General features: G+C 40.6%; 25 protein-coding genes. All 25 read right to left on the bottom strand.

Translation table 11 applies throughout. From position 1 onward, the window contains the following. Positions 1-170: 170 nt before the first annotated feature. The gene (locus OC530_RS09795) at positions 171-581 is read right to left on the bottom strand and encodes an MORN repeat-containing protein (protein WP_020902388.1); all 411 of its coding nucleotides are present in this window, start codon (positions 579-581) and stop codon (positions 171-173) included. Next, positions 568-1,011: a low molecular weight protein-tyrosine-phosphatase gene (locus OC530_RS09790; RefSeq protein ID WP_112445379.1), complete on the bottom strand. Its 444-nt coding sequence runs from the start codon at positions 1,009-1,011 to the stop codon at positions 568-570. Before OC530_RS09790 ends, OC530_RS09795 begins: the two co-directional genes overlap by 14 nt. Before the next feature lie 46 nt (positions 1,012-1,057). After that, on the bottom strand, positions 1,058-1,357 hold the full coding sequence (gene yajC / locus OC530_RS09785; protein WP_000445810.1) for a preprotein translocase subunit YajC: 300 nt from the start codon (positions 1,355-1,357) through the stop codon (positions 1,058-1,060). Positions 1,358-1,473: 116 nt separating this feature from the next. Beyond that, positions 1,474-3,450, bottom strand: coding sequence for a transketolase (gene tkt, locus OC530_RS09780; protein ID WP_262081183.1), 1,977 nt, complete (start codon positions 3,448-3,450; stop codon positions 1,474-1,476). Positions 3,451-3,563: 113 nt separating this feature from the next. After that, positions 3,564-4,655: an L-ascorbate 6-phosphate lactonase gene (gene ulaG / locus OC530_RS09775; protein ID WP_001134228.1), complete on the bottom strand. Its 1,092-nt coding sequence runs from the start codon at positions 4,653-4,655 to the stop codon at positions 3,564-3,566. 111 nt (positions 4,656-4,766) lie between these two features. After that, entirely contained in the window at positions 4,767-6,440 is a 1,674-nt protein-coding gene (locus tag OC530_RS09770) for a transcription antiterminator (protein ID WP_262081182.1), read from the bottom strand. A gap of 119 nt (positions 6,441-6,559) precedes the next feature. Further along, complete coding sequence (locus OC530_RS09765; RefSeq protein WP_262081181.1) at positions 6,560-6,739, bottom strand: hypothetical protein; 180 nt, start codon at positions 6,737-6,739, stop codon at positions 6,560-6,562. A gap of 108 nt (positions 6,740-6,847) precedes the next feature. Further along, positions 6,848-7,552: an L-ribulose-5-phosphate 4-epimerase gene (locus tag OC530_RS09760; protein ID WP_262081180.1), complete on the bottom strand. Its 705-nt coding sequence runs from the start codon at positions 7,550-7,552 to the stop codon at positions 6,848-6,850. 1 nt (position 7,553) lies between these two features. Then, complete coding sequence (locus OC530_RS09755; RefSeq protein ID WP_262081179.1) at positions 7,554-8,417, bottom strand: L-ribulose-5-phosphate 3-epimerase; 864 nt, start codon at positions 8,415-8,417, stop codon at positions 7,554-7,556. A gap of 3 nt (positions 8,418-8,420) precedes the next feature. Then, positions 8,421-9,086: a 3-keto-L-gulonate-6-phosphate decarboxylase UlaD gene (locus tag OC530_RS09750; RefSeq protein WP_262081178.1), complete on the bottom strand. Its 666-nt coding sequence runs from the start codon at positions 9,084-9,086 to the stop codon at positions 8,421-8,423. A gap of 16 nt (positions 9,087-9,102) precedes the next feature. Further along, positions 9,103-9,588 carry a PTS sugar transporter subunit IIA gene (locus tag OC530_RS09745; protein ID WP_262081177.1) on the bottom strand — a complete coding sequence of 162 codons (486 nt, stop codon included), beginning with the start codon at positions 9,586-9,588 and terminating at the stop codon, positions 9,103-9,105. Between the two features lie 47 nt (positions 9,589-9,635). Beyond that, a complete protein-coding gene (locus tag OC530_RS09740) occupies positions 9,636-9,917 on the bottom strand; it encodes a PTS sugar transporter subunit IIB (protein WP_173262322.1) in 282 nt (93 codons plus the stop codon). Between the two features lie 23 nt (positions 9,918-9,940). Next, entirely contained in the window at positions 9,941-11,398 is a 1,458-nt protein-coding gene (locus tag OC530_RS09735) for a PTS ascorbate transporter subunit IIC (protein ID WP_262081176.1), read from the bottom strand. Positions 11,399-11,516: 118 nt separating this feature from the next. Then, on the bottom strand, positions 11,517-12,152 hold the full coding sequence (locus tag OC530_RS09730) for a ribonuclease P (RefSeq protein ID WP_262081175.1): 636 nt from the start codon (positions 12,150-12,152) through the stop codon (positions 11,517-11,519). Between the two features lie 50 nt (positions 12,153-12,202). After that, positions 12,203-13,189 carry an RNA-binding cell elongation regulator Jag/EloR gene (gene jag, locus OC530_RS09725; RefSeq protein ID WP_262081174.1) on the bottom strand — a complete coding sequence of 329 codons (987 nt, stop codon included), beginning with the start codon at positions 13,187-13,189 and terminating at the stop codon, positions 12,203-12,205. 17 nt (positions 13,190-13,206) lie between these two features. Next, positions 13,207-14,031, bottom strand: a complete 825-nt coding sequence (locus OC530_RS09720) for a membrane protein insertase YidC (RefSeq protein ID WP_262081173.1) — start codon at positions 14,029-14,031, stop codon at positions 13,207-13,209. After that, the gene (rnpA, locus tag OC530_RS09715; RefSeq protein ID WP_112445373.1) at positions 14,006-14,377 is read right to left on the bottom strand and encodes a ribonuclease P protein component; all 372 of its coding nucleotides are present in this window, start codon (positions 14,375-14,377) and stop codon (positions 14,006-14,008) included. The genes OC530_RS09720 and rnpA overlap by 26 nt, the downstream gene beginning before the upstream one ends. A gap of 149 nt (positions 14,378-14,526) precedes the next feature. Beyond that, positions 14,527-15,717: an acetate kinase gene (locus OC530_RS09710; protein ID WP_262081172.1), complete on the bottom strand. Its 1,191-nt coding sequence runs from the start codon at positions 15,715-15,717 to the stop codon at positions 14,527-14,529. A gap of 49 nt (positions 15,718-15,766) precedes the next feature. Further along, positions 15,767-16,720, bottom strand: coding sequence for a class I SAM-dependent methyltransferase (locus OC530_RS09705; protein WP_262081171.1), 954 nt, complete (start codon positions 16,718-16,720; stop codon positions 15,767-15,769). A 60-nt stretch (positions 16,721-16,780) separates the two neighbouring features. Then, on the bottom strand, positions 16,781-17,368 hold the full coding sequence (locus tag OC530_RS09700) for a class I SAM-dependent methyltransferase (protein ID WP_262081170.1): 588 nt from the start codon (positions 17,366-17,368) through the stop codon (positions 16,781-16,783). Between the two features lie 32 nt (positions 17,369-17,400). Then, positions 17,401-17,814 carry a competence type IV pilus minor pilin ComGG gene (gene comGG, locus OC530_RS09695; RefSeq protein ID WP_262081169.1) on the bottom strand — a complete coding sequence of 138 codons (414 nt, stop codon included), beginning with the start codon at positions 17,812-17,814 and terminating at the stop codon, positions 17,401-17,403. Further along, positions 17,792-18,253: a competence type IV pilus minor pilin ComGF gene (comGF, locus tag OC530_RS09690; RefSeq protein ID WP_173229674.1), complete on the bottom strand. Its 462-nt coding sequence runs from the start codon at positions 18,251-18,253 to the stop codon at positions 17,792-17,794. Before comGF ends, comGG begins: the two co-directional genes overlap by 23 nt. After that, positions 18,216-18,518, bottom strand: coding sequence for a competence type IV pilus minor pilin ComGE (comGE, locus tag OC530_RS09685; protein WP_000413380.1), 303 nt, complete (start codon positions 18,516-18,518; stop codon positions 18,216-18,218). Before comGE ends, comGF begins: the two co-directional genes overlap by 38 nt. Then, a complete protein-coding gene (gene comGD, locus OC530_RS09680; protein WP_173214457.1) occupies positions 18,481-18,915 on the bottom strand; it encodes a competence type IV pilus minor pilin ComGD in 435 nt (144 codons plus the stop codon). The genes comGE and comGD overlap by 38 nt, the downstream gene beginning before the upstream one ends. Next, a complete protein-coding gene (comGC, locus tag OC530_RS09675) occupies positions 18,878-19,201 on the bottom strand; it encodes a comG operon protein ComGC (protein ID WP_112445359.1) in 324 nt (107 codons plus the stop codon). The genes comGD and comGC overlap by 38 nt, the downstream gene beginning before the upstream one ends. Between the last annotated feature and the right edge of the window lies 1 nt (position 19,202).

The raw sequence follows: 19,202 nt of genomic DNA, 5'->3' as shown, positions 1-19,202 counted from the left end.
ATCTTTCTCATTTTCTTTGCTTATCAAGTTTTTTCTTTAGAGTTTGTGAAATTTATTTCAAATATTTTTTATTTCACAAACTTACTTGGAAGGGGGACTTGGAAAGAAAGGGATTTGCAGGTAAGCGCTTACCTGAACATTCTAACAATACCTCCTTTGATAAGGAGGCTTTATTTTTGTTGAAAAACGCCTTGTTTAAAAGTCCCTTCATAAACGACTTCTTGTTCTGTTGTTAGTTTTCCTTTTCCTTCAGCCTGACCATTTACAAAATCACCTTCGTAGGTCCAGCCTTCTTTGGATTGAAAGGTGCCTTTTCCGTTGAAGGCTCCATTGTTGAAACCACCTGTATATTGGTCTCCATTTTGGAAGGTAATGGTACCTTGCCCATTCATTTTACCACGGACAAGACTGCCATCGTAAACAATCGTTCCATTATCAAGCTTTAGAACACCTTTTCCGGGAATATTTAGAAAAAAGACGAGTACAGCACAGAAAACAATGGTAACTACTGCCAAAAGCTCTAAACGTGGACGAGTCAGATAGACACGATACTTTTCGTAAAAATTCTTAAGATTTTCCACCTTCACTCTCCTTTTCTAAACGTTTTAACCAAGCTTGACAACCCTCCTGAACACGCTGATAGGTTTCCTCAAAATCTCCTGTATACCAAGGATCTGGAACACTTTCAGATGCAAATGAGTAAATCTTATCTTGACAGTCTACTGGACACATCTGACGTAAGTCAGAAACATTTGAAGCATCCATGCCGATAATATAATCAAAGGCTTCAAAATCTTCCTTACTAATCTGAAGCGATGTTTTGGCTTTGTTATAAGGAATCTCATACTCTTGAAAAATCCCTTGAGTTCCCTTATGAATCGGATTGCCATGTTCCCAAGAAGAAGTCGCTCGACTTTGGATTTCATAATTATCTGTCATTGATTTCATCACAAACTCGGCCATAGGGCTGCGGCAAATATTTCCTAGACAGACAAAGACTAATTTTTTCATCCCATTTCCTTTCTTTTATAGAAAAACGGGAGTTCGTAATCCCGTCTTATTTTTCAATTGCACCTTCGAGTGAAGCTGTTTCTTTAAGTGGTAATACGGTCTTGATAGCAGCTAGTTCAAACGTCAAGTAAACTCCATCTACATCAAGAACAATTGTTTTCTTCTCCGTATCTACTTCATCGACTGTTCCATAAAGTCCACCGATTGTAATCACTTCATAGCCTTTTTGTAGTTTATTCAAGCTTTCCATACGTTTTTGCGCTTGTTTCTTTTGAGAGCGTTGCGTAAAGAACATCAAGCCCACCATAGCCACAAGAATGATTAAAAATGTATATTGTGATTCCATTATATTCTCCTTTGTCTTTTACATAGGACTACTATATCAAATTTCGGCTACTTTTACAAGATTGTACCTTACTTTTCTGGTAAGAAAAACCAGAGCTTACGCCCTGATTTTTAGGATTATTTCAAGTTTTGAACCACTTTTACAAGATTTTCTACAGTAAAGCCATATTCTGCCAATACTTTTGGTGCTGGGGCAGAGGCTCCGAAGGTATCAATACCGAGAACGGCACCATCGAGACCAACGTATTTGTACCAGTTTTGACTTGCACCCATTTCGACTGCAACACGACGGCGAACTGCATTTGGAAGAATTTCTTCCTTGTAAGCTACATCTTGTTTATCAAAGACATCTGTAGATGGCATGCTGACTACGCGGACTTTTTCACCTTGACTAGCCAATTCTTTGGCAGCTGAGACAGCAAGATTGACCTCTGAACCTGTCGCAATCAAGATGGTATCAAAGTCTGCTGCATTTTCATAGACAACATAGGCACCTTTTGCAACCTTGTCGAAGTCTGTTCCCTCTTCAACAGTCAAGTTTTGACGTGTCAAGACAAGGGCAGTTGGTGTTTTCTCACTTGTCACTGCAAGGTACCAAGCTGCTTGCGTTTCACGCGCATCTGCTGGACGGAAAACGTTTAGATTTGGCATGGCACGAAGACCTGCCAAATGTTCCACCGGTTCATGCGTTGGACCGTCTTCTCCAACTGCGATTGAATCGTGGGTAAAGACATAAGTCACAGGAAGACCTTGCAAGGCTGACAAGCGGACAGCTGCCTTCACATAGTCAGAGAAGACGAAGAAAGTTCCACCGTATACACGAAGTCCACCATGAAGGGCCATCCCGTTCAAGATCGTTCCCATTGCAAATTCACGAACACCAAACTGAATGTTACGGTTCAAGCGATTGGCATCGTCTTGAAGTCCGTCAGTTTTGATATAAGTCATATTTGAGTGAGCTAGGTCAGCTGATCCACCTAGGAAGGTTGGTAACTTAGCTGCCACAACATTCAAGGCATCTTGGCTTGAATTACGAGTTGCTTGAGAGAAACCATTTTCTAAAGCTGGGAAGTCTGCTGGAGTCACTTCAACTGGATCACGTCCATCAATAATGGCTTCTACTTCTGCAGCCAATTCTGGATGCGCTTCTTTATAATCAGCAACTAATTTTGTCCAAGCTTCATAAGCTGATGCGCCACGGTCTGCAACATGTTCTTTGAAATCATCATATACTTGTTCTGGGATTTCAAATGGTTCATAGTCCCAACCAAGTGCTTGGCGAGTTGCTGCAGTTTCATCTGCTCCAAGAGGAGCACCGTGTACAGCATTAGTTCCTTGTTTGTTTGGAGAACCGTATCCAATCACAGTCTTCACTTCAATCAAAGATGGTTTGCCTGAAGCTTTAGCTGTTTCGATAGCAGCTTGGATTGCTTCCAAGTCTGTTCCATCTTCAACCAAGGCAGTATGCCAACCGTAGGCATTGTAACGGTCACGAACACTTTCTGTAAAGGAATCTTTTGTCTCACCATCCAAGTTGATGTCATTTGAATCATAAAGAACAACCAACTTGTCTAGTTTTTGCAAGCCTGCGTATGAAGCCGCCTCACTTGAAACACCTTCCATCAAATCTCCGTCTCCACAAATAACGTAAGTGTAGTGGTCAAAGATATTGTAGCCTTCGCGGTTATATTTGGCTGCCAAGAAACGTTCTGCTTGGGCAAAACCAGTAGCAGTTGAGATCCCTTGACCTAGAGGACCTGTCGTAGCATCAATCCCTGCTGTATGACCAAATTCTGGGTGACCAGGTGTTTTTGAACCCCATTGACGGAAGCTCTTGATCTCATCCATACTGACATCTTCAAAGCCAGAGAGGTGAAGAAGGGCATACAGGAGCATTGAACCATGTCCTGCTGAAAGAATAAAACGGTCGCGGTTAATCCAGTTTGGTTGGGATGGATTGATACGAAGTTGTTTTGTAAAGAGGCTATAAGCCATCGGAGCTGCTCCCATAACCACACCTGGGTGACCTGAGTTGGCTTTGTTGATAGCGTCAATACCTAGGAAACGGATTGCATTAACAGATAGATTTGACATAGAATTTCCTTTCTATTTGAGGTGATTATTGGATCACACATTCTATTTTACTATTATATGAAAATTATCCGTATCATGCAACATACGGATAACCTCCAAGGAATATTTTTATATTATAGCAAAGCTTTAAATTGAATGTTGGAGTCTTGTTCAAAACAATCATCAAAACCACGTGGATGATGGTATTCTACTAAGTGTTGATCTTGAGGATAAGTGTATTTACCGCCAACTTCCCAGATAAATGGATGGAAATCGTATTGCAGACGATCTTTTCTCATTTCCCATAATTCTAAGATTTCATTTGTAGAAGCCATAAAGTTAGACCAGATATCATAGTGAACTGGGATAATGACTTTAGCACGTAGATTTTCTGCCATACGAAGAAGATCGATAGAGGTCATTTTATCTTGGATACCTACTGGATTTTCACCATAGTTATTCAAAGCAACATCAATTTTAAAGTCTTTACCATGTTTTGCAAAGTAGTTTGAGAAGTGAGAATCTGCACCATGATATATAGTTCCACCTGGTGTTTCAAAGACATAGTTAACAGCCTTTTGAGCCATTTCTTCATCCGTAACAGCTAGTCCGGCAAGTTCACCGCCTGTCTCATCAGCACCGTTCACTGGTAGAGTAACCAAGCAAGTACGGTCAAATGATTCTACTGCATGAATCTTCATATCTTTTAATTCGATAGTGTCACCTGGTTTAACAACGATGATACGTTCTTTTGGAACACCCCATCCTTCCCAGATTCGTCCACAATGGTAGGGACCGATAAACTTAACATGCTCTAACTTAGGATTGTTGAGAATTGCTGCAGCTGTGTATGGGTCGATATGGTCACTATGAAAGTGTGAAACCAAGTAGTAGTCGAGTTCGTTGATAGCAAATGGATCAATAACCATTGGCTGAACACGCAAGTTTGGTTGCAACTTACGAACACCTGCCATATTTGCCATTTGATGCCCTCGAACCATATCTTTCACTTTTTTAGTTGATTTTCCACGATTTGACCAAAGATCCATAACAACGTTAGCACCACCTGGTGTCTTAATCCAAGTACCACAGTTGCCTAGCCACCACATGGCAAAGTTACCTTCAGGTACGACTTCTTCTTCGATTTCTTCGTTCAACCAGGTTCCCCACTCTGGAAAAGTAGCTAAAATCCATGACTCTCTTGTAATTTCTTTGACGTTTGGCATATGTTGCCTCCTTTGGATATAATTGTTATCTTTGAGATTAGTATACCACCCTTCAAAACACTAAAAAAGACCAAGAAAAACACAGGTTTGTGTTCATCATTGGACTGTCCTTCAAATATCTTCCAAAAAAGCTTGAACTACTATTTCTTGATTTATAAGTGTTTGAACCTCTTCTTGGAACTTACTAGCCAACTTACTGTCTACAATATAAGACGAAATAAGACTAGAAAGATTTTCACTGAAACTTTTGCTCTCATTACGAAATATATTGTGTTTAAGATAGTCTAGCATTTTCAAAATATCTTCTGCTTCAAGGATAGGATTAACCCTTAAAATCGGAAATCTGCTATCCAAATCATCATTAGTAGTAATCACTACATCAACTTGTGCAATATCTTCCACACTCTTAAATTGTTCTGTTGTAAATACAGTACCAATTTGCTCATTCGGCAAATAAAGCCGGCATTGCTTCAGCAAGAGTTTCGAAACCCCGACACCTTCATCACAAACAAGATAAATTTTTTTCATATCATTTTGAGAAGAAGGAGTATACTTCAGAAATCCTCCAACATGAATAGTGAGATAGGCAATATCATCGTCTGTTAGTCGAACAAACCATGTCCCCTCTAAAATTTCTGCAGATTTTCTAGTAACTGAAAATAATTCTCCATACTTAGATCGAATTTGCTTGGTCAGTGGATTTTTAGAAAAGATACCATAAGTTTTTCTAAACAACAAAGCCTTACAATGGATGATCAAATTCCGTAATAAGTCTTCCTTGTTTTCAATTTCCATCCTAACTTGCGACTCAAAATACCAGATAAATTCCTCTAGAGCAAGCTTCAACTGCCGAAAATCATCGCTCTCTGCATGGATATCCAAATCCTTACGATAGGAGAGGAGGAGAACGGCTACGAGGGAAACCTCAAGTTCTGACAAGGAAATCCCAAACTTCTGAAACAAACGTTCTCCTAATTTCTTGGACACTTGATACTCAATTCGTTTTCTTATCAAGGAAAACTCTTTTTCTATCTCCTGATGCCGTTCCTGATATCGCACCACATTATTACAACTCAACAGCAAGTAAGGAAGCACCTGTAACATAAAAGTGACTTCATGATGGTTTATTTTCTTTCCTAAATCTTGTTCAACCAGGGGAACCTGTTCCTTAAAAAATCGATGCATCTCAACAGAAAGGAAATACTCATCCTCTAGTCTCTCTTTCATCTTATCTTCTAAGATGGCAATAAACGTTGCATTTTCCTCCATAAAGATATGATATAAAAGCGATTGAAGATACTGAATTTTGTTGAGAGGATGGGCATGAAGGTAATAACCCTGCGATTTGCTAACTTGCAAGGTCACCTGGTACTGCTCCAAGGTCAGTTGGTAGCGGATGGTATTTAAATCATTGAGAACCGTATTCCGAGACACTTCTGTCAAGTCCATCAATTTTTCAAGTGTGATACGTTCTTTAGAAATACCTATCCAAAGTAACATCATTTGCATCCGCTCTTTCCCGCTCATAACATAATCATAAGAATCCATCTCCGATACAAGTTGACGACAAGCGGTACGTTGCTTCTCTGTTAAGCAGATGCCAATACGAGGACGACTAACTATAGCAAGATTCTCTTGGTCTAATAACTCGTTTATCTTATCGATGTGATAATAGATTTTCCTCCTTGATTGCCCTAAATCTTTTGAAATTGTCATAATTGTTTTTGGAACTTCCTGTTTCAAAAGATATAACAATAATTCACAGCTTGTTCTATCCAATACCATATTAAAATCCCCCTACTGGTATATGATGCAGTAACAACTCTTTCTATTTTACCATATATGTCAAACAATAAATTTCAAATACACTGCTCAACACTTCTTAAAAAACTTCTTTTATACTCTTATACTCTGTAAACCAGGTCAGCGTCGCCTTGCCCTAGGTATCTGTTACTGACTTGGTCAGTCTTATACACAACCTCAAAGCAGGGTTTTGAGCTGACTCTATCAGTCTTATCTGCAGCCTCAAAGCAGGGCTTTGAGCTATCTATAGCTAGCTTCCTAGTTTGCTCTTTGATTTTCATTGAGTATTACCAAACCTCATCTTTAGCCCTTGACTAGTTTATCTGCCCTATCGTTTGAATACAAAAAGGAGGAGCTAGAATTCTCTTCCCATCCTCCTTCCATTGTTCTTACTTTTGACCGTAATAAGCATTTGGCCCATGCTTGCGTTGATAATGTTTTTCCAGGATGTACTGTGGAGCAGGTTCAACTCTTGGATTGATCTGTTCTGTGAAGCGATTCATCTTAGACACTTCCTCTAGTACAACAGAGTGATAGACGGCATTCTCTGGATTTTTACCCCAAGTGAATGGACCGTGATTGCGTACGACAATTCCTGGAACTTCGACCGGATTAAGACCTCGACGTTCAAACTCTTCTATGATGACCAAACCGGTGTCTTTTTCATAGGACCTTTCCACCTCATCCTTGGTCAAACTACGGGCACAGGGAATTGGACCATAGAAATAGTCTGCATGGGTTGTCCCATAGAAAGGAATATCACGCCCAGCCTGGGCCCAACCAACGGCTTCTGTCGAATGCGTGTGGACTACACTACCAATCTCTGGCCATGCTTTATATAACTGCACATGAGTCGGAAGGTCAGAAGAGGGTCGTAAATCACCTTCTAGAACCTTTCCATCTAGGTCAGTCACTACCATACTTTCAGGTGTCAGCTTATCATAGTCCACACCTGATGGTTTAATAACAATGACCCCAAGTTCGCGATTGACTTCAGACACATTGCCCCAGGTGAATTTAACCAGTCCATGCTTTGGCAAGGATTGATTGGCATCACAGACTCGTTTCCGCATAGCATTCATTACTTGATTCATCTTACATCAAACCTGCTTTCTTTATAAGTGGGTAGAGAAAGGCTTGCGCCTCTTGAATGGCTGCGCGTGTTTCTTCTACCGTTTCACAATTTTCAGACCACATTTCGATCAGGAAAGGACCATTATAATTGGTCTTCCTTAAAATATCAAAGGCTTCTTCCCAATTGACACAACCTTGTCCAAAAGGGACATCGCGGAATTGACCTTTTGAGCTTTCTGTCACTGCATAAGTATCCTTAAGATGGAGAGCTGCGATAGCATGGTGACCTAGATAGAACTCACTATAGACATCATTATGCCATGCAGACACATTACCAATATCTGGGTAAACAAAGAGATAGGGTGAATCAATCTCTTTCTCTACAGCCAAGTATTTTTCAATACTATTAATAAAGGGATCATCCATAATTTCAATAGCTAGCACCACCTGAGCTTCTTCTGCCCAATCACAAGCCTGCCTCAAATTTTTGATAAAACGTTGGCGTGTCTGAGGAGACTTTTCCTCATAGTAAACGTCGTAACCAGCTAACTGAATGGTACGAACACCCAAATCCTGGGCTAATTCGATACATTTTTTCATGAGTTCCAGAGATTTTTCCTCTAGGGCTGGATCATTTGACCCCAATGGGTAGCGACGATGACCTGAGAAACAGATAGAAGGAATCCGAACACCCGTTTCATAGATGGCTTTGACAATCTCCAAGCGTTCTTCCTTGCTCCAGTCAAGCCTTGCTAAACGCTCATCACGTTCATCAATGGACATTTCAACAAAGTCAAAGCCTAAGTCCTTGGCAAAATTCAAACGTTCCAGCCAGGTGAAGTGCCTCGGCATTGCCTTTTCATAAATTCCAATTGGACGCGCCATGGCTTACCCCCAAATTTGTTTGATTTGATCCTTGAAGGCACGCGCTGCTCCTGCTGGATCAGCGGCCTCTGTAATTCCGCGCCCTGCGATAAAGGTAAAGACATCCACTCCTTCAAAAAGTTTGAGTGTATCCACGTTCAGCCCTCCTGTAACAGATACCCGGAAGCCCATGTCAATGAGTTTTTTCACCTTGTTAAGATCTTTTTCACCCCAAGTTTCACCAGCAAGTAGCGCATCACGAGATTGGTGGTAGATTGCTTGAGAAATCCCCGCATCCAGCCAGAGCTGCGCCTGTTCAAAAGTCCAGTCTCCATATAGTTCAACCTGGATTTCACCTCTATCGCCTCGTTCAGCTTGAATGGCTTTCAGAGCAGCTTCCATTGTAGGAATGGTTGCACAACAGATACAAGTCATCCAGTCTGCTCCACGAACCGCATTGTTCTTGGCAACTGTTCCCCCAGCATCGGCACATTTGGTGTCTGCCACAATAACCTTATCTGGAAAAAGACTACGCAAAACTTCAACCAATTCACTTCCGACTTGAAGTAAGCAAACTGTTCCAGCCTCAATAATGTCTACTTCGTGACCAACAGAAACTGCTGCCTTAATCGCTCCTTGTAAGTCTGAATGATCTAATGCAACTTGTAAATTTGGTATTCTTTTTGTCATCTCTATATCCCTCTTTCTAACTTTCCAAATCCAACCCTTCAAGATAGGGACTATTTTTCGATTCTTCAATCATAGCCAAGACATCTTCCTTGGTCTGACAAGCTTGTAAACGTGCAATAGAATCTTCCAATTCAAATAAGGCAATAATCTGTGGAATAGCTACACTTGTGTGAATCTTTGAACTTGTAGCGGCCAAAGCTAATAAGACAGATACTTCTTTTCCATCCGAAAAGACAACTGGTTGTTTCAAAGTGATAAGTGAAAAGGCGTCTCGCTGTACTCCTGCCTCTGGTCTAGCATGGGGCATAGCCATACCTGGCATCAAGATATAGTAAGGCCCATACTCTTCAGTCGATTCAATAATAGCATCGTAATACTCTGGCAAAATCGCCCCACTTTCAATCAAGGGAGCTACCGCTACCTTGACTGCTTCTTTCCAGTCCGTAGCCTCTAATCCTAGTCTAATCGAATCGTTTTCAATCAATGCTTGTTTTAAATTCATATTTACCTCCTTATATAAACAAGGGAGGATGTTTCCTCCCCAATCTGCTACTCCAGTGCTAGACTCAGCTTTTCAGTAATTTCTCTATCATCCATCAAATTATCCAAGCCAATTAATTTGCCATCTGTCCGTCCATCCAATTCGTGAATTAAATGAAGGGATGCAATTACAATATCATAACCTGCTGCCAAACTTTTTGCTTCACCAACACTGCAGGAATTGACTGTAAAATCAATTTGATCTAGTTTACGCAGGGCATTCTCCACTTTCATTTTGATCACCATAGATGAACCCATACCATTTCCACATGCTGCTAATACTTTAACCATTTTACTTTCTCCTTTTCTAAAAATTATGCTTCTTCTTGTACTTCACCATTGTAGTATTTTGCCTTATCTTTTGCTTTAGCAAATTGAAGTTGAGGAATGACAAGCAAGAAGAGACATACAAGTACATAACCGACAATGCCGAGATATTTAAAGATGTATCCAAATCCAAGCCATGGGAACTCAAAGTCGATATTTCCATGGTACCCACCGTAAGATGCTAAGTCGAGAAGGGCTACACAGAGAGCTCCTAAAGCAACTTGGAGGACACCTGAGATGAAGGATAAGATAACGGCTGCTTTCCAACCACCACGCTTATCAGCGTAAACTGCAATTGCTGCATTATCAAAGAACACTGGTACAAATCCTGTAATAATAAGGATAGGGTTTTTAAAGACGATGAGCAAGACAATTGTAATCAATTGACCAATCAAACCAAAGGCAAATCCAGACAAGACAGCATTTGGAGAACCAAATCCATAAGAAGCTGCAACGTCGACTGCTGGGAATGAACCTGGCAACAATTTGTTTGAAATACCTTGGAAGGCATTTGTCAACTCAGATACGAACATGCGAACACCTTGCATCAAAACGAACAAGTAAACTGAGAAGGTGAAGGCTGTTTGGATAATGTACATAAAGAAATCTTGTTTAGCAGGATTGAATAGAGTTCCTGAAGTGATGACTTCTTTATTAGACATAATGTCTGGACCCAAGATTAAAAGAATGGCTCCAAAGAAAACGAGCATCAAAGTGGCAGATGCAACAACTGTATCGTGGAAGATTGAGAGGAACTTAGGTAATTTAAGATTGTCTAGACTTTCTTCTTTCTTACCAAAACGTCCTGCTACTTTATCTACAAACCAGATTGCAAACTGTTGTTGGTGACCAATCGCAAATCCGCCACCACCAGTCAAGCGTTGAGTTGCTTCAACAGTCATATTTGAACTAACTGCCCAGTAAAGACCACAGATGATACCGATAGCTGCTGTACCATAAGCATTACGCAATTGTGGGACTAAGAATAGAACCATAAGAGATACAGTCGCAGCTTGTTGGACCATGATGTGACCAGTAATAAAGAGGGTTCTTACCTTCGTAATCTTGCGAAGAGCCACAAGCAAGATATTTATTCCAAAACCAATCAATAGAGCTGTAGTTGCAGTTCCAACAAAATCTGGAAACTCTGCCGCAATTTTGTTGTTTGCTGCAGCAAGTCCAAAGTAAGGGTCGATAACCGCTGCACCAATTTGGAATTTGTAGTTAAGAGCTGCCAAGATTGGGCGGAAGGTTGTAACCAAGCCACCAGCACCCACGTTGAGCAACATATACCCTACTGTTGCTTTAACGAAACCTGAGAAAACGTCATGAGCAGGTTTTTTCAAAAGTGCATATCCTATTAGCACCAATAAACCTACGAAAAATGCGGGATTCTGCAAAATATTGCTAGAAAACCAATTTAGAACACTTGAAACAACTTCCATAATTGTTCTCCTTTTGAATTGTTTTTGTAAGTTTATTATATACTTTGAAAGCGGAAACAAAAAGACCAAGAATTACACAGCGGACTGTTCACTCTTGGACTGTATGATTTACGATATTTTACGGATTATCTAATTTTCTCGTAGCTAGATAATAGGGAAGAATTTTAGCATAAGATTTCAATAGACCTTCTACGATTTCCTCTTCAGATGAATTGGCAGTCACAGGAACATCTGCCTTCACTAAAACTTTGCGAACTTCCTGATGGGATAGTTTTTCTCTTAACACTTGTCGATTTTCCTCAGTAGCCTCCCATCTTTGACTTTGACCATCAGAGTAAGCTAGATAATAAATCCCTTCAACGGTTGGAAGTTCTAAAACTTTGGTCTGCTTGTCTAAAGTTCGATCATCCTTCTTACGTTCGATGAAACTGACCTCTAAGGAAATACCAAAATCAGAAGGATTCCCGTACAAACGTAAGGCTAGCATAGGCTCTGTTACTTGTCCGTCTCTCTGTAGATAGACCCAGAAATGTGGTCGCAAACGTTGCGCTTGATTCATCCACTGGCTAGTCTGTTGGAGTTGCCATTCTGGATGACTTGCTTGAAAGGCTTTGGCTAGCTCTGTAAAAGCCTTTCGAGCCTCTTGGCCTTTGTGGCGCAATTCCAGCATTTTCTCTCGCTCTGCTCCTGCTTTATCAGGATTACGGTACTGCAAACCAGCAAAGTCTAAATAATCTCTTATCTTATTCAACATTAGTTTCATCTCCTCTAGCTAGCAAAAAATCAGGTCAAGCCTGATTTTACTTATTCTGTATCTACAACGACATAGCGATTTGGCTCGTCACCTTCAGAGTAACTGGTCACGCCATCCATACGTGAAATAATACGGTGGATAATCTTGCGTTCGCTATTTGACATTGGATCCGTTTGATGACTGCGACCTTCTTCTAAAACACGAATCGCCAATTTTTGCGCATAGGTCTGCAAGACTTCTGCACGGTGTTCAACATAATCATTGACATTGATAGTAATGTAGAAGGTTCTTGAATAGCGGTTATAAAGATAATTTTGAGCCAACAGCTGCAAGGCCTTCAAGACTTTACCGTGGTAGCCGATAATACGACCTGGTTCGTTAGTGTCAATTTGCAAATTGATACTACGACGGTTATAATCATTTGAAAGTGTGGCTTCAACATCCATGTCATCCACAATTGCTTGAACATAGGCAGTCACATCCGTAGCCACCTGGGCAATATCAAAGCTCGGTTCAACTTTCAAGCCCATCTCTGTCAAGTCTTGATTTTCAGTTTGGTCTTGCTCAGTTTCAAGGTCATCAGCGCCCGCTTCTTCCCTCATCGCTTCCTCGATTTGAAGCTCATTTAAAATCTCAATGTGACCAGTTTCTTCTAAGATAGTGCTGGCATGTCTTTCATGTTTTAAGATTTCAGCCTTGACTTCATCAGAAATACCTTGGCCTCCCTCTTCAATCTTTTTAATTGCTTCTACAACATGCCCCAAATCAACAGTTGCTTCACTGACTGTTTTAACAGGCTCATTCAAATCATTGATTTGTTTTGGAACTCCCTTTACAGCTTGTTGGTTTGCTTTTACAACAGTCGTTTCACTAATCGCTTCAATATCCACTTGGGCTGGTTTTTTACCAAATAAACCAAGAAAGCCTTTTTTCTCACGAGAAATGACTTTAATATGTGCCTTCTTCCTTGGAATATCTAATTCTTTCAATCCTTTTTGGATTGCTTCTTCAACAGTTGAACCTGTAAATACTACCATTACCAGATTCCTCCTTATTATTTCGTTTTCTGAGCCTTTTTCTTGGCTTTTCTTTTTCTATTTTCCAAATCTTTCTGTGCCTGTACTACCGCCTCACGTTCTGCGATAATCTTGAATGGATTGTTCAAGAAATAGGTTTGCAAGACTTGGTAAGCATTGGACACTGTCCAGTATAGGGCGACTCCACCTGGCGCATAAACTGCAAAGATAAAAATCAAGACTGGAATCCCATACATCATCGCCGTCGTAGCGCCATTACGCTCAGACAAGGCTTTGTTGGACAACCAAGTACTTAAAAAGGTGAATACTGCTGCTAAAATCGGAAGAACAAGGGTTGTATCTACACCACCAAGGTTAATCCATAAGAAATGACCTGTCTTCAAAAAGTCAACTCTTGATAGAGCTTGGAACAAGGCTAAAATAACCGGCATCTGAATCAAAATCGGCCAAAGAGAATCTGACTGTCTGACACCCATTTCTTTAAAGACTTTACGCATTTCCTGCTCTAGCTTGGTTCTGCTTTCCATATCTCGACCTGGATATTGTTCTCGAAGCGCCTTAATGCGTGGCTGAGCTTCCTGCATTTTCCTAGAAGCCACCATTTGCACTTGGAAGACTGGCAAGAGCACTGTACGAATCAAGACCGTAAAGAGAATAATCCCCACTCCGATACTGATATCAAACGATAAAAAGCGAATGATTTCCGCAAAGGAGTAAACAAATTTACTCCAAAAATCAGCCGAATCGGCTGTAATATCACTAGTTGCCCCATTAGTCGCACAGGCTGTCATGATTAACAGAGACAGTCCTAGCAAACTAGTCAACTTTAGTTTCTTTTTCACTCCCATTTCCTTCCCGGTAAATCTTTGATAATTTTAATACATGGAGTAGATTTTTCTCCATCTCTGCGTATTCCAAGGTTTCAACCCCTTTTCGAGCAATGACAACAAAGTCGACATCTTCTACCAGACTCCCTTTTGCATTCTGGATAATATGCCGAATCCGTCGCTTAATTTGATTTCTAGTGACGGCATTCCCCAGTTTTTTGCTAACTGATAGACCTACTCGAAAATGGTTTTTCTGGTTTTCTAGTTGGTAGACAACAAATTTGCGATTGGCAAAACTTGTCCCCTCCTTGAAAATCGCCTTAAAATCTTTCTCTCTTTTTACACGAAAGTTTTTCTTCAAAACTCAACTCCATCTATTAAATTACTACTATTATACCATATTTTTCAAAAAAGCCAATCATAGCAAGGTTTTGCACAATTTCATCAGAAAAAGAAGCTGGAAAAATCTCTTTCCCAACTCCTTGTACGGAATATTTTTTCTAATTTTAGTTATTTTTTCAAACGTTCAACGTCACGGGCAATGACCAATTCTTCATCAGTTGGAATAACCAATACACGGATCTTCGCTGCCTCTGTTGAGATGTCTCCTGTCACACCAAAGACGTTCTTTTCTGGGTCAACATCACAGCCAAACCAAGAGATACCTGAGATGACATCTTCACGTACATCGGTTGCATTTTCTCCTACACCCGCTGTAAAGATAATAGCATCTGCTCCATTTAAGACTGCAAGGTATTGACCGATATGTTTTTGGATACGGTCAACATACATTTCATAAGCCAAAGTGGCATCGTGGTCCCCTTCTTCCATAGCAGCAATCACATCACGCATATCACTAGATTTGCCTGAGACACCCATAAGCCCTGATTCACGATTAAGGATGCGACTAATTTCTTCAGGCGTGTTAAAGTCCTCTGTATACTGCATTAAGTAAGGAATGATAGCTGGGTCAATATCCCCTGTACGAGTTCCCATCATCACACCACCCAGTGGAGTGAAGCCCATTGAAGTATCGACAGATTGACCACCCTTAACAGCTGTAATAGAAGCACCATTACCGATGTGGCAAGTAATCAATTTCAAGTCTTCTAATGGACGTCCCAAGAGTTTTGCAGCTTCTCCTGCTACAAACTGGTGACTTGTACCGTGGGCACCATATTTACGAACCTTGTTTTCTGTGTAATATTTTGTTGGTAGAGGGTAGCGATAAGCTTTCTCTGGCATACTTGTGTGGAATGAAGTATCAAAAACAACTACACTGGTAATGTCTGGCAACAATTCCTTGAAGGCACGAACACCTGCAGCATTGGCTGGATTGTGGAGAGGAGCCAACAAGCTCAACTCTTCAACTTTTTCTAAAACATCTCCCTCAACGACTGTTGATTCTTTGAAATATTCTCCACCAGCCACAACACGGTGTCCAACACCAGTAATCTCGTCATAAGCCTTGATAATATCGAAACGAATCAAGTCATCCAATAAGATTTTAACAGCTTGTGTGTGATTTTCGATATCCAAAATTTGTTGTTCAGAACGGCCATCAAATTTTACAGTTGAAATTGAATCTTTCAAACCGATACGTTCAATCAAACCTTTCGCCAATACTTTTTCTTCTGGCATTAAGTATAATTGCCATTTCAAACTTGAACTTCCTGCATTGATTGCGATTGTTTTTGTCATTATCAATTACCTCTTTTAAGCGTTTTTAACTATTATAACAAAATCTATTTTATATTTCAGTACCTTGAGTCCATTTTTGAAAATTTTCTTTAAATTTCATTAAAACACTTGCATCTTGCAAGCTAGCAAGTGGATAAACAAAAGGCTCTACTGCTATTTCATTTTTCTTCTGTAAGATAAAAATAGTCTTAGATTGGTTGGCATTAGCAAAGAGATTTTCAGGCAGACTGATGATAGCAACCAGACTTGCCTCCTCTTTCAACCAGCCTTTCAACAAATCACTTTGAGGGCTGGTCAACAAATCACTCGGAGCGAGAAAAATAGCATATCCCTCTGACTTGAGGTACTTAAGCCCTTGTTCCATGAGCAAGTGATGGGCGTAAGTATGTTCTTGACTAGAAGCAACTTGATGGCGCGACGCAACGGCATCATCAGGATAATAGCCAACAGGCAAGTCGCTGATGACCACATCACTTTCTTTGAGCATTTGTGGACGAACGGCATCTCCTTGGACAAAGCCAGCCTGCAAACCAATTACATCTGCCATGCTTGCTGCCAAATCAATCAGCAAATCATCCACTTCCATTCCCAAGTAATCCACCTTTTTATCAAGCGAGGTCAAGAAAGTAGCGCCCAGAATTCCCATGCCAGAACCCATTTCGAGGATAGTGATTTCTTCCTCTTTAAACAACTCTTCCACAATAAACACCAAAAGTAAAGCCATAGCATCTGGTGTAAACTGGTGATTTGCCTGCAAGGGTTCTGTTTGCCCAGCCTTCATCAAGAGAAATTGGTAGGTCTTGAGCCATTCTTCTTTGCGAAGCGCTAAACGCTTAAGAGCTTGATTGTTCCCTTTGACCTGCTCTAGCTCAGTTTCACCGTCCAGATAGATGCTATTTTGCTCCACCAAGGCGTCATAAAAGTTGGTCGCCAAATCACTTTGAATGACTTGGACATTCTCTAGTAAATACGTATAAGCTTGTTCAATTTTTTCAAAATCCATATTCCTATCTTATCAAATTTCCCTTCTTTTTTCCATCCTTATAGAAAAATCACTCCCTGACTAGGCGAGTGATTTTTGGGCTACTGTAAAAAAGAGTTCTGAATAATTTCCTTGAAACAGGTCTTCAGCGCTATAGAGGATCTGACTATGCACAGATGAAAAACCATGCTCAATTAGCCTGTTTTCCAGTTCAGCTAAATCAAATCCATGATGGTTAGCTTCTGTCTTGATAAAATCAGCAACGAGGAGTTGTCCATCTTCCTTCAAATGTTGATGAAACAGTGAGAGAGCCGCATCCAAATCAGGCATATGATGAAGAACCCGACAAACAACAATGAGGTCAAATTGCTGCTCCAAGGGGTTTTTCAGTAAATCTTGCTCCAAAAACTGGATATTCTTGATGTCTTGCTGCTCCGCTTTCAAACGAGCTTGCTCCAGCATTTTCTCAGAAATATCCACCAGTGTTACAAATTGGGTTTGTTTGGCCAGAGGCAAGGCTAATAGACCCGTGCCACCACCGAAATCCAAAATTTCTTTGTCTGATAGAAGATCAATCTGTTTCTCGACTGCTTGACAAACCAAGTTTGCAAGGAAGATATTTTTAGGGGAATCAAAAGTTTCTGCTTTGTTGTTAAAATCATGTTTCATATTTTTAGTTTAGCACAAAGTAGCTTGATTAGCTAGGAATTCTCTTTCTTTTCAGGCTTCTCTTCTGATTTTTTCTTCTCCGCTTTTTCGCTTGAATCGGTCGCTACCTCTTCCTTTTTATCCTTTTTCTCTTCTTTGATTTTGACTGAAGGAAAGATGAATTCATATTGTCTCTTAGGCGTACGAACCCTTGTCACCAAGCTTGTTTTCTTGTTTTGATAGCTTACCTGACCTAGATTAAAAACCTGTTCCCCACTTTCTTGCTCGGCTTTATCCTTGGTTCGTTTGGCCATGGCAAAAGCAATCAGTTTTTCTTTATTTAAAGCATAGTCTTGATAGTGGGCGACTTGTCGGTTCAAGTAAAATTGTAACAAAAGACTAAAGATGGCTGCCATGGTGACTGCATAGAGGAGAACACCTGCCTTAACTTTTTTCTTTTTCCACACGATAGATGAACTCCCTTTCTAAACCTTTTTGGAACTGGAAACGAAAGCGAATCAGTTGATTCTCCTCTGTAATCTGCGCAGATTTGAGTCCATAAACCATAGGCTGATAACCCCGTCCACTGGCATCAGTTTTTCGAAAATCATCCGATTTTGACTTACCTATCGCAATTTCCTTGCCATCTTGCTTCATATAGAGGCGATTGCCCTCCACTTTTTCGAACTGCGAACGGTCTAATTCTGCCTCCAACTGGTCCACAAACAAGAGCCACTCTTTTTGTTCGCTTTGCTGCTGGTAGCGAACTTCTGAAATGAGGAGCTGACTCATGGCTTGAAAGAGGAGTAAGCTTCCACTGATGACAATGAGGGCAATCAGGGATTCCAACAGGGTAAAAGCCTTGACCTTATGGCTCTTTGATAGCCAACAACTGTTCTGAACCATGATAAACCTCCAATCCCTTTTCACTAGAAAACACCTGAATCTCAACTCCATTTATGTTTACCTGATTTTGACCTGTCTGCAGGGCCATCTTAGCTACACGCAAGACTTCTTCCTTTTGCAAGATTTTTGCTTCTTCTTGTCTATTTTTCTGAATTTGTCCCAAAAGGAGGGTTGCAATGCTGGCAAAGATAGCTAGAGCGACTACTGCTTCCAGTAAAATCACTGCCCTAATTTTTTGTTTCCTTAATGCGTTTAATTTTTCCATTTCCTAGATATAATTGATAGCGAATCGCTCCTTTACTGGTCTGAAATTCAACCTTAGCCAGGGACGAATTGCCCCCAGCTCGGTCAAATGTGATACTTTGTCCCGATGGTGCCTGAATTCCTTTAGGAACTGTCAACTTTTGACTGCCATTACTGATTGTCTGCCCATCTAAGTTTAGACTAGTCTTTTGCTGACTAGCTACACTGCGTTTTTGGGTTTCCCGATAGAGTTCTTCAAACTCCATAAAGAAAATCTGCTCCTCTACCGCTGCAAAAGTGGACTGAACAGAGCCTGACAAGCCCAAGGCTACGATACTCACAAGTCCCAAAACCAAGAGACTTTCCAGCATGGTAAAGGCCTTAATCTGCAACGGTTTGACTGGTATTTTGTTTAGCATGGTATTCTTTATAAGCTTTAGCCTGTTCTTCTGTGATTCGCCCATCTGCTTGTAACTTGCTTAGGCTAGCATCTTCATTTTTATCCAAGCTATAAAGCTCTGCCTGGCTTTCCACCACCTTAACAACAGCAGCTTTTCCTTTGTCGTTGACTGCTTCTTTTTGTTTGGTCAGATTAGGTACAAAGAGCAAGAGAAGCACGCTGATGATGAGCAAGACCACCAACATTTCCACAAGTGTGAAAGCCTTCACTTTCACTTTTTTCAAGAATGTCATCATTTTTTTCATT

This window comes from Streptococcus sp. Marseille-Q5619 (genome assembly GCF_946901205.1).
Taxonomy (GTDB): domain Bacteria; phylum Bacillota; class Bacilli; order Lactobacillales; family Streptococcaceae; genus Streptococcus.
The sequence above is the reverse complement of the archived record's forward strand: the minus strand, read 5'-3'. Positions and strand labels throughout refer to the sequence as shown.

Bases quoted from the DNA above. Each gene is read 5' to 3' on its own strand.
- comGF (WP_173229674.1), bottom strand. From the start codon at position 18,253: ATGGTTCAGAACAGTTGTTGGCTATCAAAGAGCCATAAGGTCAAGGCT.
- comGD (WP_173214457.1), bottom strand. From the start codon at position 18,915: ATGCTAAACAAAATACCAGTCAAACCGTTGCAGATTAAGGCCTTTACC.
- OC530_RS09790 (WP_112445379.1), bottom strand. From the start codon at position 1,011: ATGAAAAAATTAGTCTTTGTCTGTCTAGGAAATATTTGCCGCAGCCCT.
- comGE (WP_000413380.1), bottom strand. From the start codon at position 18,518: ATGGAAAAATTAAACGCATTAAGGAAACAAAAAATTAGGGCAGTGATT.
- yajC (WP_000445810.1), bottom strand. From the start codon at position 1,357: ATGGAATCACAATATACATTTTTAATCATTCTTGTGGCTATGGTGGGC.
- OC530_RS09745 (WP_262081177.1), bottom strand. From the start codon at position 9,588: ATGAATTTAAAACAAGCATTGATTGAAAACGATTCGATTAGACTAGGA.
- jag (WP_262081174.1), bottom strand. From the start codon at position 13,189: ATGGTAGTATTTACAGGTTCAACTGTTGAAGAAGCAATCCAAAAAGGA.
- OC530_RS09760 (WP_262081180.1), bottom strand. From the start codon at position 7,552: ATGAATCAAGTAATGAATGCTATGCGGAAACGAGTCTGTGATGCCAAT.
- OC530_RS09710 (WP_262081172.1), bottom strand. From the start codon at position 15,717: ATGACAAAAACAATCGCAATCAATGCAGGAAGTTCAAGTTTGAAATGG.
- comGC (WP_112445359.1), bottom strand. From the start codon at position 19,201: ATGAAAAAAATGATGACATTCTTGAAAAAAGTGAAAGTGAAGGCTTTC.
- OC530_RS09730 (WP_262081175.1), bottom strand. From the start codon at position 12,152: ATGTTGAATAAGATAAGAGATTATTTAGACTTTGCTGGTTTGCAGTAC.
- OC530_RS09750 (WP_262081178.1), bottom strand. From the start codon at position 9,086: ATGACAAAAAGAATACCAAATTTACAAGTTGCATTAGATCATTCAGAC.
- OC530_RS09740 (WP_173262322.1), bottom strand. From the start codon at position 9,917: ATGGTTAAAGTATTAGCAGCATGTGGAAATGGTATGGGTTCATCTATG.
- OC530_RS09735 (WP_262081176.1), bottom strand. From the start codon at position 11,398: ATGGAAGTTGTTTCAAGTGTTCTAAATTGGTTTTCTAGCAATATTTTG.
- OC530_RS09700 (WP_262081170.1), bottom strand. From the start codon at position 17,368: ATGAAACATGATTTTAACAACAAAGCAGAAACTTTTGATTCCCCTAAA.
- OC530_RS09705 (WP_262081171.1), bottom strand. From the start codon at position 16,720: ATGGATTTTGAAAAAATTGAACAAGCTTATACGTATTTACTAGAGAAT.
- OC530_RS09755 (WP_262081179.1), bottom strand. From the start codon at position 8,417: ATGGCGCGTCCAATTGGAATTTATGAAAAGGCAATGCCGAGGCACTTC.
- OC530_RS09765 (WP_262081181.1), bottom strand. From the start codon at position 6,739: ATGAAAATCAAAGAGCAAACTAGGAAGCTAGCTATAGATAGCTCAAAG.
- ulaG (WP_001134228.1), bottom strand. From the start codon at position 4,655: ATGCCAAACGTCAAAGAAATTACAAGAGAGTCATGGATTTTAGCTACT.
- OC530_RS09770 (WP_262081182.1), bottom strand. From the start codon at position 6,440: ATGGTATTGGATAGAACAAGCTGTGAATTATTGTTATATCTTTTGAAA.
- tkt (WP_262081183.1), bottom strand. From the start codon at position 3,450: ATGTCAAATCTATCTGTTAATGCAATCCGTTTCCTAGGTATTGACGCT.